This is a genomic window from Haladaptatus paucihalophilus DX253, from assembly GCF_000376445.1.
GTDB lineage: Archaea > Halobacteriota > Halobacteria > Halobacteriales > Haladaptataceae > Haladaptatus > Haladaptatus paucihalophilus.
This window is the reverse complement of sequence record NZ_AQXI01000005.1, coordinates 1-14,130: the sequence shown is the minus strand read 5'-3', so window position 1 is coordinate 14,130 and position 14,130 is coordinate 1. Positions and strand designations below refer to the sequence as shown.

11 protein-coding genes are annotated in these 14,130 nt (G+C 51.1%); 2 read left to right on the top strand and 9 right to left on the bottom strand.

Going from position 1 to position 14,130, the window contains the following annotated elements; genetic code table 11:
* Positions 1 to 35: 35 nt before the first annotated feature.
* The 4 genes from B208_RS0121990 to B208_RS0121975 form a co-directional block, all read right to left on the bottom strand.
* Positions 36 to 1,154: a hypothetical protein gene (locus B208_RS0121990; protein WP_007979247.1), complete on the bottom strand. Its 1,119-nt coding sequence runs from the start codon at positions 1,152 to 1,154 to the stop codon at positions 36 to 38.
* Positions 1,155 to 1,160: 6 nt separating this feature from the next.
* Positions 1,161 to 1,502, bottom strand: coding sequence for a hypothetical protein (locus tag B208_RS0121985; RefSeq protein WP_018129166.1), 342 nt, complete (start codon positions 1,500 to 1,502; stop codon positions 1,161 to 1,163).
* A gap of 437 nt (positions 1,503 to 1,939) precedes the next feature.
* Entirely contained in the window at positions 1,940 to 3,154 is a 1,215-nt protein-coding gene (locus tag B208_RS0121980) for a hypothetical protein (RefSeq protein WP_157471286.1), read from the bottom strand.
* 26 nt (positions 3,155 to 3,180) lie between these two features.
* Entirely contained in the window at positions 3,181 to 3,600 is a 420-nt protein-coding gene (locus tag B208_RS0121975) for a hypothetical protein (protein WP_007979251.1), read from the bottom strand.
* 337 nt (positions 3,601 to 3,937) lie between these two features.
* Between B208_RS0121975 and B208_RS0121970 the strand changes: the two genes are divergently transcribed.
* The gene (locus B208_RS0121970; protein WP_232423931.1) at positions 3,938 to 5,284 is read left to right on the top strand and encodes a hypothetical protein; all 1,347 of its coding nucleotides are present in this window, start codon (positions 3,938 to 3,940) and stop codon (positions 5,282 to 5,284) included.
* 25 nt (positions 5,285 to 5,309) lie between these two features.
* Here the strand turns inward: B208_RS0121970 and B208_RS0121965 are convergent, their stop codons facing one another.
* The 5 genes from B208_RS0121965 to B208_RS0121925 form a co-directional block, all read right to left on the bottom strand.
* Positions 5,310 to 6,206, bottom strand: coding sequence for a hypothetical protein (locus tag B208_RS0121965; RefSeq protein WP_139025497.1), 897 nt, complete (start codon positions 6,204 to 6,206; stop codon positions 5,310 to 5,312).
* A gap of 917 nt (positions 6,207 to 7,123) precedes the next feature.
* The gene (locus B208_RS0121955; protein WP_232423930.1) at positions 7,124 to 7,777 is read right to left on the bottom strand and encodes an acyl carrier protein; all 654 of its coding nucleotides are present in this window, start codon (positions 7,775 to 7,777) and stop codon (positions 7,124 to 7,126) included.
* A complete protein-coding gene (locus tag B208_RS23555) occupies positions 7,755 to 10,727 on the bottom strand; it encodes an HsdM family class I SAM-dependent methyltransferase (RefSeq protein ID WP_081460916.1) in 2,973 nt (990 codons plus the stop codon). Before B208_RS23555 ends, B208_RS0121955 begins: the two co-directional genes overlap by 23 nt.
* 227 nt (positions 10,728 to 10,954) lie before the next feature.
* Positions 10,955 to 11,635 (bottom strand): IS6 family transposase, encoded by a 681-nt coding sequence (locus tag B208_RS0121930; RefSeq protein ID WP_007979261.1) that lies wholly within the window; start codon positions 11,633 to 11,635, stop codon positions 10,955 to 10,957.
* Positions 11,636 to 12,467: 832 nt separating this feature from the next.
* Entirely contained in the window at positions 12,468 to 13,046 is a 579-nt protein-coding gene (locus B208_RS0121925) for a hypothetical protein (RefSeq protein ID WP_007979262.1), read from the bottom strand.
* Between the two features lie 121 nt (positions 13,047 to 13,167).
* Between B208_RS0121925 and B208_RS0121920 the strand changes: the two genes are divergently transcribed.
* The coding region (locus tag B208_RS0121920) for a type I restriction-modification system subunit M (RefSeq protein ID WP_018129159.1) at positions 13,168 to 14,130 on the top strand (963 nt) is incomplete at its 3' end.

Here is a 14,130-nt window from a genome sequence, read left to right as displayed (position 1 = left end):
ATTGTTCTGACTGATGGATTGATGGGGGTTGATTGTTAGGGTCGCTGCTCGGCGCTGCCGACCGTCACAACCGGGAATTCGTTAAATCGACGGTCGGTCGTTGCATCCGTGTCCGCGTAGTGCGTGCGTTCTCCTGACCAGTGTTCTTCGACAAGGTCGGCGAGTTCGTCGGCGGTCAAGATCGACGCTGAGCAGCCATCGAGACTGTTGATTGCACGGCGAACGGTCAACAGTCGCTCGCGCAACTCCTGTACCTGCTCACGTTCAATATCGGCCGCCGACATGCCACTGGTCACGCCGAGAATCTCCGAAAGGAATATCCCGATACCGGGAAGGTCGGCGAGCTTGGAGAGGCGGCCGTGGCTGTCTATCTGAACGTCCAACTCACTCACCTCAACCAGAATCTGATACTGGCGAATGCTCGTGCCGCGCTGCTCGAACTCTCGCGGAAGTTCGTCACGGTAGGTTTCGACCATCTCTTGCAACGCAGGGATTGCTTGCACGTCCGGGTCGTTGAGACGGTCAGTGTACACCCCGGCAATGCGGTCAGGGTCGATAGCGCGACTCGATGAATGGATTTGCAGGGGGAACTCGATGGCATCGAGAGTATCGCGGAAGTTGTTCGCCATCGAGTTCCACTCACTATCCGTAGCGAGTGCCATATTTGCTGGCGTGACACTCACGCCAGCCACGAGCGAACGGTCGTCAGCGCGCTGAATAGCGGCGCTCTCGGCACGGATCTTGCCGACGTTCGTAAGCGATGCGCTGTTTTGGTGCGGGTCGTTGCTAAAGACGGTCATGGTTTCGGGGGCGCGATAGTACTGCGCAATGCTGACAAGCCATTTGTGCGGGGCTTGGAGGTTTCGTGGGGCGATGTAGATGATCGCCGCTGTGACGAGCAGCAGCACAACAGCGATGATCCCGCCGATGATCGGACCGATGATTGCGTACTGACCGAGATCAGTGGTGAGCGACGAGATAATCAGGAACGTGAGAACGGCGATGAAGCCGACAGGGACGAACAGTTTGAGGTCTTCAAGGCTGACGTGCAACTGGACGCCCATGATTTCGTCGTCGGCTCCCACCGCGTCGAGGACACGACGCGAAATCTGGTGACTGCGGCCCGTATTGTCGGTGATAGTGTTATCTGACATGGTTGCTTAGCGGGTGTTCTGAACGACGTTCTGACTTTCTTCGTGTGTGGCGCTCCCGTTGGGAACCCGACCTTCTTCGACGGCGGTCGTCACGTCATAGAACTGCCCGTCCTCCTCGCCTTTGAGGAGCATCGGGCCGTCGAAATTGTGGATCGCTAACGAATCATAGCGTTGCAGCAGGAAGTTTCGCCGATGAGTGCCATCCAGCGCGTCTTCGTACAGGCCATCCGAGCGTTCGTAGCCACCCTCATACTCCTGTCCGGTCGGCAGTTCTTCGGAAGTTGTTACTTCGTGGATACCGCGGTCAACGACGTTGATCTTCTCGTCATCGCTGCTCCCAGCGGTCACATTCGTTGTTCGCTCTGGCCCGCCTGCTGCTCCGGTCGTTGTCGAACGTGCCGAACTTCCAGCACGCGTGTAGGCCGATTCGCTCGTCTCACTGGTCGTACTGCTCGATGTCCGGGCTGTCGTCGTTCCAGACGCCTCACTGGCACCGATAGCGGACGCTTCGCCGGGAGTTGCGGTTTCAGAGCCACTCGCCGACTGGCTCGCAGCCGGTGGAGCAGCTCCACCGCCAAGCGCACTCGACGTACCACTGCCGACACTCCGTGCGTCACTGTCCGCGCTGCCAAGCCCGCTTGCACTGGCACTTGTCTCACCAGCGAGCGGATTGCCTTTGATCGGATCGACACGCCCAGCGGCGGTACCCATCCCGGTCGCGGATGAACTGGCTGCGTTGCTCGTCGTGTTCCCACCGACCGAGGAGAAGCGGTTTCGCAGGCCGCTCAATCGGTTCGACATGGAATGCCGCTCATGGCTCCGGCAGCGGCCATGCCTGCCATGGCAAGTGGGCGAACGTGGCGACTCTTGGCAAACAGCGCCAGTGGAGCAGACAACGCTGCAAACCACATTATCACCAATCCGATAACGTACGTTGGCACGCCAACGAAGCTCTCGAATGGTCCAGACATCACCCCACGAAATGCGTTCAGGATGGGATAGCCAAAGCCGAGAATCATAGCCGTGGGAACGGGAGCAAATGCAGCAGGGACGAACCAACCACGGGCTTGCTCGCCGAACTCTGCGATGTACTTGAACAGCCACACGCGAGGGGTCATACTGAGGCCGATGAAGATCGGTTGCATCGGCGCAAGGAGCAACGGTGCAACGATTCCCAGCCCGAAGACAATCACCGCCATAGCGAAGATGAACCCGGACGAAAACCAGAGGATGAGTGCTGAAACGCCTACTGCAGAGGCGTGATCAATCAGGGTGTCGAAGCTCTTGATGATCTGTGGTCCTTCCGGGGCAACCCAGAGAGCGAAGCCAACCGAGAGATGCAACACGATAGCGGCGAGAATCCATGACGCGAGGATATTCAACCCATCAAAGCTGCCCTTGAGGAGTTGCTTTTTCGCGCCTGCTCGCGTGCCAGCCGCCCCATTGGGCATTCCGATACTGAAGTAGCGCAACAGCATGAAGAACGCCCACAATATCAGGCCGCCGACAAGTCCCGTGTTGAGCCAGACGTTGTAGGCCGTTTTCATCGGCTCATTCGTCGGCTGTCCAGCGAACGCTGGGTTGCCGTTGCGTTCGGGAACCGGGCGGTTGATGAGCATTTTGACAAGCTCTTCAGCACCCTGTTGCAGGGTCTTCAGCAGCTTATCGAAAAAGCTGCTCACAAGCTCTGAAACGGCTGTCATCACGCCCTGACAGACCATTCCCTGCATGCCACCGCCGCATACCTTCGAGTACTTGCCACCGCCACCGCCGAGACCAACCCCGAGGCTGATGCCGCTGAGGTTGACCCCAAGGCCACCGCCGAACCAGTGGTTGCTTTCAGATTGATTCGTCGAATTCGTCGTGTTCGTCGTTGTTGTGGTCGCTTGTGCGGCAGCTGTCGATGTGAACAGTGGCGCAAGAACAAGTGAACTTACTAGCGCGATTGCTGCAAGGATCACGAGTGCGCGCGTTTGGCGCGACCGTCGATTTCGGGTCATAACGGGAGTGAGCGGGGAAGGACGGATTAGTTGAAGAACGGAACGAGGTTGATGCAGTTTGCGAGGTTCGCACCCGTGAAGCCAAGGAACAGTTGGAGCATGAACGCAAACAGCGGGGCAGTCACCGCGGTGAACGCGGCGTTGTTCCGCCAGCTTTTGATCTCCTTTTTGCTGTTGGGATTCTTCACGAGGCCACTCGCGGCGTGGAGTGCGACCGAGAGCAGCGCGCCGCCGAACATCAAGAGGCCAATGACCAGCGGAGCAGCCTGATTGATCGTGTCTGCGAGTGGCGTTCCACAGAGGCCGCTCCCGACGCTGCCACCGCCTTGTTGAGCGAGGGTAACACCGGTTGTGGTGGCTAAGGCGACGAGGGTGATCACTGAGTGGTGGGCGAGGGTCTTCGTATGTGATTCGACAGTATCGAGGACCGATGTGATTGTTGTCATTGCTTTGTCGAGCTTGTGGCTTCGATTATTTTTGGCCAATTATCTAGGATTGACCAATACTGTGCAAATGTTATTACCACTCCATTAGACTTAAGTTTAACCCCCTAATACATATAGGAGATTACATGCCGAAACCAAACGTGGACGGTCCGCATCTCGTTGTAGGCGGTGTGAAATATTACCCAAAACAACACGATACTCCACTGAGCGAGAGCCACGAAGAGCTACTGAGAAGCCCACTGATCAACATAGAAATTCTTGAAGGCACCAGTCCTTTCAAAACTCGAATAGACGAATAATACTCGAACCAATAAACAAATCGCACACCGCTATTACGATGTCCTCCACCAACGACAACACTCACCGATCACGACGTCGATTCCTCGCTGCAAGCGCCGCGACTGCAAGTGCTGCACTTGCTGGGTGCTTTGCTGGTGACGAGACTGACTCAAACAAGCAAACGCAAACACCGACCCAAACAGGCAACCAGTCGAACGCAAACGCTGGTCTCCCAACTGGTATCAACCCACAGAAGTACGCGAAACACTTCGACAAGCGGGTGAATATCGTTAAGCAAGGCGCGGATAAGACGGGTAAGAGGGCAATTGACGATGTGCTAGAGCAGGTAATCGACAGCAATACGCTCATCTATTTCCCGCCCGGTCGATACAAACTCAATACGAATCACCGCCACGTTGGGCTCCAAGACCTCGGGATTATCGGCAATAACGCGGTTCTCACCCACGGGACCGTGAAAGCGATTGATGGCTTCGATGTGACAAACGGTGAGTATCATGGCCCGGCACAACACTTCAAAATCGGTGTGCCTGATAACCCGCACAAAGGCAAATTCGTGTTCGGCGGGTTCATCGCCGATTGGCGAGGGAAAAACGAGGGGATGCAGATCCTCAATCACCACACAGACGGCACGTCGGTGGTCGAAAACATTCGCCAAGAGGGGATTCATAGTCTCGGTTGTCAAGGCCCTTTCCGAATCGACGCCCACGGAGCGAACGCGAAAGCGATTGTTCGTGGGGTTGATCTGCGCTTCGGGGGCAAGAGCTACCAGTTCACCATTAATACGCGCAAAGAACGGTCAGGCGGTGGCACAGAGACGGGTCGGTCGTGGGCAACGAGCGGGATCACGACCCATCCCGAGGCAAAAGGCCATCTCCGGGTGCAGCAATCGCTGTGTGGGGGCTGGCCTGACAACGGTTTTTACCTAGCTGGTGGGCCACAGCAAACGGTAGAAATCGTCAACTGTGTGGCGGCAAATAGCCACCCCTCGAATATCCGGATTTCGGGTACAGACTGCCGTATCAAGGGCTGTACTGTTGTGACGGATTCGAATTTCGACAAGAAAGAGTTCTACTTTGAACAGCGGCCACTCCGGCCCGACGGCGGGACGTGTACGGTATCGAATACTCAGATCAAACAGCTGCTCCCGACAGGGTGGTCGGTGACCGTCCAACACGCAATGGAGAAAGCAACGCTCAAAAATGTCTCTGTCGAGATTCACAAGCAACCCCAATTGGCGTTAGTCGTTGATAATGCAGTCAACCGATGCACAGTCAACGGATTTGCGGTACAGACGAAGGGCTGGCAGGGGACAAAGACATCATTGTTCCGCGGCTGGCCGGACGTCGCCAAGAATATCAGTGTGAATGGCCGATCTATCGCGTGAATTGCCGTCTCCCTCTGGTTGCTCGTTACTTTCGTGAGAACCTTGTCACAGACGCCTGCGCGCAGGCCCAGTCCGTTCGTATCGCGTCCCGTTCAATGGCTTTGCCGCCGTACTGAATCGACACTGAATAGCGCTGGGGTGAGCTATCGCGAACGCCTTTGATCAGTAGCGTTGCGGTGCGTTTCTCGCCATTGCAATGCTTGGCTTTCAATTTCTTCCATGGGATCTTCTCAGACATGCTCATATCGTAGTAGACGAGCGTTTGATCATCGGTTTTGAATGGCACCCGCTGGCCTGCGCCGATATAATCGCGCTCGTTAACGGGTATCTGGTCGGCGTTCATGCGAACGTGACTGGCTGTATCACCCATGCCACCCTTTCCGGGTGGCGCAACTGGACTCGGGACGCCTTTTGTTGCCCCAAGATAGTCGAGTTTGATCGGCACATCGCCTGTATTTTTGAGTTGCACAGCAATATCCGCTGCATACTGGACCTTCTTTGTCGTCGAAAAATCAGTCCCCGATATCTCATTCACGACCTTTGTTCCAACCATCTTATACGAACGTGTCAAGTTGACAGGCTGCTCTCCCACCGTCTCATTGTCCTTCTCTGCAACCACCTTGTACTTGCCAGCACGAAGCGGTAACAGATCACCCGGCTGCACAAGCGGTAGCTGTACTGTTGTCTGACCGTTCGAAATCCGCTTTGTGGTTACTGGCTTCCCATCTGGGTTGATGAAGTTGACCGCCGTGGCTGCATCGCCGCTGCGGAGCGTCACGGTCAATGTCGCCATTTGTTTCGTGATCTCTTTGATCGCGGATGGATCAGACCCACCGAGCGCGTTGCAGCCTGCAAGTGCTGTTGCGCCAAGCGTCCCGCTAGTTGCAAGCACCTGTCGACGAGAGAGGAGTCGTCTCTGCATATTTTCGAGCCATAAATCTAGGTAGATATACATATTAGAAGTAGTTAATTGCATTGCCACTTCACATCGTCATTATAGTACGCGAGTCGAACTGAGTTGGAGAGATGGATGACAGCAACCTACTCTCCCCCGCTTGTACGAGCGAGGGAAAGTAGGTTGAAGTTTGCTGATGGGTTAGAGGGAGCGCACTCACATTGGTCAGTCCCACAGGGAAGTAATGCGTGGTCTCATGAGCAAGACTGACCAGCGTGAGTGCGGACCGACACTGTGGCGTGCGTGCCACAGCTGCCCATTAATTTTCCCTCTGATATACTTTATCATTAAACATATGATTGGAGGATAAGAGAATGGGACATTGCCCGAATCATGAACGAGAGGTACCAGGCACTAGGTAGTGAAAACACGCAAATAACATTAAGCTTATGTCGAATAGAGATCTCAGAGAATAAGAAATAGTGGAAGCCGTCGTTGATAAATATCCTGAGAAATTACATGAGTTGGCCGATTATGGACAACAAATTTGGGAGGAAATTGTATGAATCAATTTGAGAAAAACGATCGTGTACGGATCGATATTCCTGACGAAACAGATCCAGGTCACGAATCATATCATGGACGGGAGGACCGAATAATTGAGGTCCATCAGGACAATGCTGGGAAGGTAACGGGTGATGAGCGCGATAATATTGATTACTTGGTTAAGTTTGACGATGGAGGCTCAATGTATTTTAGGTGGCGAAACCTCCGACCGGCGTTCAGAGATCAATGGGAATAAACCTGTCTGGTCTGCAAAAATCTCATTAGAGATCTTGAGCGATTTGAATACCGATCAGAACCACATCATAACCGCTTGTAGCGCTCATCATCGTGACAAAGAACGGGAAAAATGACGCACCTGACCAAACCGCTACCAAGCACTAAGTAAAATCGAGAAGATGGTGGTCAAGTTCGATATCTTCTACTCCATCTCTGCTGTGTCCAGTCAAATACACCTTCATACCGCTTTGTTCATACTGAAATTCCCATTGTTGGATAAGATGCATTCTTTTCTCATAGTTGTCACTTCTCTTTTGAAGTTCTTTGGCATTTGCGTCTAAATCTCCTTGAAGGACATAGGCTGCCATCGCACCAAACGAGTACCGGTCCGCGTACTCAGCGTCAACGAACCGTCGAACTCCATTTTTCCAGTATTTCCTCACCAATGCAGACTCATCCACACTAACACGCTTGCATTCAATCGAATATTCTGTGGTCCCAGAACACCGCACTCGATCGAGGGTGATGTCAACTCTCTGTGCAGTATTCGGATGATCGTCAGATTCCATGTTACTACGAGTCTTTCCCTTCTCATCCCAAGTGACACGGAGGGGATATTCGAAATCTGCCTCGTTTATCATGTCCATATGATATACAATCTCTCTGGTGAACTCATCTTCGTCCCATGAGACATCATATTCGCTCGCGTCACGAACCGCATCATAAGCCTGTTTGAGAAGACTGCCACAAACTTGTCGGAAGCCCTCCTCAACCTTGGCAGCAAGGGACAGATTATGCTCGGTCAAGCAACTCACCTACAATTTCGGGTGCGTCATTAATCGCCGCAGCAACGCTCCAAAATCTCACTTCATTAGGTTTGATTATATGAATAGAGTTTTCCTGGTATATTTCGACAATTCGACGTTGATACAGCGAATTATTTGATTCTGCTGAATCAAGGGCTTGGAGTTTTTCTTCAAGGACAATGTTACGATCGACTAACTCTGGCTGACTCTCCCCTTCGGATAACTGTAAAGTAATTAGATTAAGAGGCTTGATGAGGTTTGATGAAGAGTAGATGATCGGCTGCAAAGAAACATCGCTAAACTCAAGGAATTTGTTTACGTTATCGCAGATGATTTCTCCGTACTGACGAAGGAGTTCATCATTTGCGGCCTCTACTGCTTTCGAGTCATTTCGTTCATGGTAGAAATCAATCGAGGTGCTTACTCTCGATTCGATGAGCTTCTTTTCGATCTCTGAAAGGTCGTAACACTCGAAAAGAATGTTATCTAATTGTTCGATATGCTCCTTGTAACGCTCGTCTCGAACACTATTTTCGATTAGTTCTCTAATTCTACTGTCGATAGATAATAATTCCTCCTTCCTTTCGATTAGATTGTCTAGCGGAAGAGGAACAGAGAGGATTTCTTCCTGCCGGAGTGTTGGTCTAGCAATACCCCACCCGACAGTAGAAAGGAATAACCAGTACTGGGCAAGTGACGAGTTAAGAACTAGATTCAGGATTCGGAGAATATCATGATCCGTTTCCAAGCCAACAATCCCAACAATCCTTGACCGGTATGAGACTGAGTGTTCATGGAATGCTGATTTTATTCCTCTTGATGCACCCGGTTCTCTATTGCGACGTGTGGCCGTCGCTCGGACTGTTATGACTGGTGGTTCGTATAGTGATAAGTCACGTGGATGCTTAAAATATGGTTCGGCGCCATATTCTACTAAGCCGTCTTCTGGGACATAATATGGCTCAACTTGGCTAGTCCGAAGATGAGGCAACTCAGCTAATTCCGGTGAATGGGTTTGCTCATATGTCGAAGAGCCTGCTTCAAATCCATTTCCGATTAGCCACTCACGGCTGTCTACTAGATCATTGATGGAGGGCAACGATTCTAGTTTCATCATAAGATTGAGGTCCGCACTACCACCCCACATCGCAGTTTTCCAGACGTACTCAAAGTTCTGGTAATGCGAAGAAAGAAACTTCACGTCGTGGTCTGCATCAACGGGAATCGAACGGAGAATACCTACATCAAATGTCTTTGGAGTAAGATATCGGATCGAATCTCGTCCATTGAGCGCCTTTCTTCCGAACGTGACAATCGCTGCTGGGTTCGTTGCGTTCTCAAATAGTGTTCTCCGAAGAGGAGCCAGATTCGCTATTGTGTCGACAGATGCTTGTTCAAAAAACTTTTCTCTAAATTGAACGGCTGTAGATTGTCTATGAAAGAGTATACTTCTAGCGGGGACAGCAAAGCAAACTTCCCCTTCAGGATCCAAATTCTCGTAAGCCTTCCACATAAATGCTTGTGCAGACTCATTGTTTCCAATAGAATGTCCAGAATCGTCTAAGTACTCCTTTGCTGAAGAACGAATCTGAGAAAGCGAGCCCCAAGGAGGATTTCCGATTATTAAGTCGAATTTCTCGCTTTCAGAAACTTCAAAGAAGTCATCACAATGGATCGAGTTCCCGATAAGAGATGGAAGTTCAAATCCATCATCCCAAATAATAGAGTCGTCAACATATTCTAAAAGTTTGAGATAGAGACTAAACGTGGTGATTTGTACAGCTTCATGATTATTGTCATATCCATGTAGACGGTGCGTGAGAAACTCAGTAAGTGTTTCGAGATCAACTGCGTCTGAATTTCGCTTTTCATGCTCTACGAGCCTACTAAATGCATTTACAAGAAATACACCGGAACCGCACGTAGGGTCAACAATTCGTTGGTGCTCATGAAGGTCTTCGCTCAGCAACTCGTCAATCATATAGTCGGCCATCTCAGGACGAGTATAGTACGTTCCACCAGTGTCAGACTCCCCAACGAAGTGCTCGTAGATGCTGCTGATTAGTTCAATCGGGATAAGATCAAAACGATAAGGGAATAATCGGGTTTGGCCTGTTCTGAGATTGATTCCGTTCAGGAACCGGCTGATTATTAACAAGTGTTCTGAAGTTACTGAGCCGTATTCGTTCTCATCATACTGAAAGATATCCCCATTAAGACGACTTTTAACTTCGTCAAATAGTTCGTATGTATCTTCTTTGTTTTCTAGAACCTCTCTATATCCTCGGCAATTAAATCTCGTCTGGTAGAATGAGTCTTGGATGATATCTCTATCTTGGAGATAAAGAAGGAAGAGCGATCTAATAATTAGATTGTTTGTGTATCCTATCGATAGTTCATCAGTTAAATTATTCTTTAAATTCTCTAAGTTAGTCAGTAAGTGCTGATCAACCCGGTTTGCTTGATCGAACTCACCACGCCGCTCTCGCCAGAAATTGCGACTCTCAATATTTGGACGTTTATACGAATCAACATCAGGAGTCTCTTCGAGACTCTTCTCATAGAGGTCGAGCGTGTCAAGAAGTCTTTGGTACTCATCAATATCTTCCTGCCGGTCTTCAATTGGCTTTCGAGTACAGTTGTAGATCTTTGCTCGATCGGGAAAGACAACAATTAGGAGTGTTGCTTGTCCCTCATTCCACACGTTGTTGTATATCTGCTTCAGAGACTCACCATCTTCATCAGAATATTTCTTAAAATACACAATTGGTTTGAATCGTTGACCATGTGCTTGATGAGTCCCATAGACTGCATCAACACCTAATTTTTCCTTAGAATTTTCAACTGAAGTAGGGAGGGTTGATACCGGTTCTGAGATCATATAAAATCCGGGCGAGTCGCTATACCCAAGTCCCGTACAGAACTCTTGAAGCGTGACTGATGGTCCAGAGGATGACATGTGATATTGATTCTTATGTTCGATATATGTACGAATTGGTAGCTAGCCTCTTAAATAATTACTGTCGGTTTCCGATTTTCTTATTTAAATATCAGTAACCCGGCCAGCAAAAACTCTTCGAAATTCAGTCAATCTCAAACACAAAATAGACCTCATAAATAGGGATCCGTTTCTTCGGAGCTAACATCAACCTCGGAATCGTGCCATCAAATCAAAAAGGGCACTGTCTAGTTTAGCTCCTCCTCGACAGGTGTTCGGTTGTCGAGCGATTGATGCGGTCTCTGATGATTATAGTAATGCACAAACTGTTCAAGCCACTGCTGGACGCTGGGCCGACTGCCCACCCACGATGTATAGAAGCGGTCGATGCGCTGTTTGAGTGTGTGAAACCACTTTTCGATCAGGTTTCGCTCCGTGTAGTCGAGCCGACCGCTCAACCCGATTCGAAAGAGGGCAGTCCGATATCCATAGCCATCAACGAGAAACACGGCGTCCGAGAGATCGTGTTTCTCGGCCAATCCAGACAGAAACGCAGCTGCCGAATCAGTGCCATGCCGATCAAACACTTCGATATCAAGCAGCAGTTTTGTTTCGGTGTCTATTGCATCGTACACCCAAGACCACTCGCCGTTGATTTTGACAGCGGTTTCGTCCACTGCGACCCGCGTCGGCGCTGCCGACGGCGGGTCGGAGACGCTGTCAGATATCCGATGAACCCATTGAAAGATCGCTTGGTGCGACCGTTTTACGCCGAAGAGCGCAAGAATTGCTTTTGTTTCTCTGAGTGAACAACCGGTCGCGTGGAGACGGACGGCGAACGCCCTAACAGGCGTCGCCGTCCGCTCACGCTCCCAACATTCAAGATTCGCGGTCTCTAACGTCTCGCTGAGCAGTTCTTGGTTGAGCAAAGCACTAAATCAACGAACTGCTCGCTTCTCAAACTGGCTTAACTAGACAGTGCCTCAAAAAGAATCATGTTTATAGGATATAATAAATAATCGCCTATCGCCAGTAAATCGTATGTGGTTTGCCTTCTCAATCAAGTGTGAAATATAGAAAAACAGTAAATGAGATTAAATATCGATACCGAACTCGTCAAAACTAATCGACGAAGCTACTGAGCTCCGCGAAGACATTAACAAGTTAATGGAAGACGAGTTTGAAGCGATTTGCGACGAGGTAGAACGGTTAGACACCCATGTCGAATAGGACATACATCTCTCTTCTACGTGCTCAGTACAAAGACACACCTTTCCCATATACGTGTATAACTATAACATTGCGTCGGGTCTTGCCGCTGGCTAGCGACCACTATGTTATCACGGTATTAGTACCTTATTCTAACATTGTCTGACATTTGAACAACATTTGTTCTCGGTTGAAAACGAAAATGGCACTACGCATGACGATTGCGACTTGGCTGCTACACTGGGTAGAGGGTGTCATAGAACTCTTCACACACCTCAGTAGCACCCCGAGAAACGGTGTCTAAGAATCAGTCAATATTGCCGCCATTTAGAAGCGGCAATAGCAGACCTCTCACCCGATAGCAGAAAACCATGCTAACCGTTCTATGACACCCTGTGGGTATTCTATTTGACTTGATCGGAATCATGTTTCTGTCTCTCTCGGGTTCTCGTGTTCGAACGAAAAGCCGAGTTCATAGTAGTCATCTTCGTAACGGGTGGCGAAATAACGACCAACCGAAGGCGCAATCGCGCCAGTCTGCCGGGAGGTTTTTTAGAGGAAGCGATCCACAATCGATGTCACCCGATTTTTGATGCCACTCTCACCGCCAACCGTCCCCTTCTGGTCAATAGTGTGCTCAACTCCAAACTTCTCGACTCGAGTTACTTGCTCGTCTGCACCATAACTCACCGTGAACTCATTCTGTTCAAGCCGCCCGATAACTGGCCTGAATTGCTCCGGCGGTTCGGCCTCATTATCGGCCGGCTCCGTCTCCCCATCGGGTGAGGTTTCACTCTGGTCAGCGGGTGCTAAGCGTGGCTCGGGAAAGCCGTAGCGATGGACGTGATTGGCTTCAACACCATCGCGAAGGTCAACAGGGTCAGCGTCGTTCCAGTCTTCCCAGTAGCCATTGAGATCCGAGAGAAATGATACCAGCACTAACTGCGCGTCGGCTGGGTACTCAGGATTCGTGTCAGCGGTCGTCATTGGACCCTCGTCCGTTGGAAACTCCCACTCTGCAATCGTCGTCGCTGGCGGTCGTGCGATGACAACTGCTTCGTCTGGGTTGTCGTCGTCCGTGTCAATTACGCGATCCCCGACCGACAGTTGTGTCATCCCCATTTCGCTCATACTGTCGCGTTGCGATTGCGAGGCGATAAATCGGAGGGATCGAAACAGTAGTGATGAACCAAAAGTTGCCCTGAACGAACTGGGAAAAGGATTTACACCGACGGTGTAACCTGCAAATCATATGGATTCAAATCAGGAAACACTTCTTGGGGTAGAGAATCAGCAAACTCTCGACCTCGCTACACTCGAATCACATCTCTGGGAAGCTGCCGATATTCTGCGCGGAAGCATTGACGCCGCAGACTACAAGAATTACATCTTCGGACTGCTCTTTCTGAAACGCATCAACGACCGCTTCGAAGAGGAAACGGAGGAGATCGCCGAAGAGTACGGTATCGACGAGGATACCGTCGCCCACGACCGAGACCTCCACGAGGAGTTCTGGGTGCCCGAACGCGCGCACTGGGACCACATCGCCGCACAGGACACCGACATCGGTGCGACGCTGAACAAAGCCCTTGCAGCCGTCGAGGACGAGAACGACGCCATCGCCGACCGCGTGCTCACCTCCGTCGACTTCAACGACAAGGACCGGCTCTCGGATGCCACGCTCGACGAGCTCGTCACGCATTTCACGAAGCACCGCTATCGGAACGAAGATCTCGAAGATCCGGACATCTTCGGCCGTGCCTACGAGTATCTCATTCGCCAGTTCGCCGACGACGCCGGGAAGAAGGGCGGCGAGTTCTACACGCCCCGCGAAGTCGTGCAGCTCCTCGTTGACTGTGTCGACCCCGAGGAAGGCGACCGCGTCTATGACCCAGCGTGTGGCTCCGGCGGGATGCTCATTTACTCCGCCCAGCACGTCGAGCAGGAGGGAGGCGACCGCGATGACATCTCGCTCTACGGGCAGGAGAAGAACCTGAACACATGGGCGATCGGCCAGATGAACGTCCTGCTCCACGAACTGCAGGACGCTAAGATTGCGAAGGGCGATACCATCACCGAACCGAAATTCGTCACCGAGCACGACGAGCTGGAGGTTTTCGACCGCGTCGTTGCGAACCCACCGTGGAACCAGAAGAAGTGGAGCAAGGAATGGGTGCAGGAGAACGAGCCGTACAACCGCTTCGGGTACGGCTTT

What these genes read in the sequence shown, in the direction of transcription:
- B208_RS0121990 (WP_007979247.1), bottom strand. Translation starts at nt 1,154, where the DNA reads ATGTCAGATAACACTATCACCGACAATACGGGCCGCAGTCACCAGATT.
- B208_RS0121980 (WP_157471286.1), bottom strand. Translation starts at nt 3,154, where the DNA reads ATGACCCGAAATCGACGGTCGCGCCAAACGCGCGCACTCGTGATCCTT.
- B208_RS0121975 (WP_007979251.1), bottom strand. Translation starts at nt 3,600, where the DNA reads ATGACAACAATCACATCGGTCCTCGATACTGTCGAATCACATACGAAG.
- B208_RS0121970 (WP_232423931.1), top strand. Translation starts at nt 3,938, where the DNA reads ATGTCCTCCACCAACGACAACACTCACCGATCACGACGTCGATTCCTC.
- B208_RS0121965 (WP_139025497.1), bottom strand. Translation starts at nt 6,206, where the DNA reads ATGCAGAGACGACTCCTCTCTCGTCGACAGGTGCTTGCAACTAGCGGG.
- B208_RS23555 (WP_081460916.1), bottom strand. Translation starts at nt 10,727, where the DNA reads ATGTCATCCTCTGGACCATCAGTCACGCTTCAAGAGTTCTGTACGGGA.
- B208_RS0121925 (WP_007979262.1), bottom strand. Translation starts at nt 13,046, where the DNA reads ATGAGCGAAATGGGGATGACACAACTGTCGGTCGGGGATCGCGTAATT.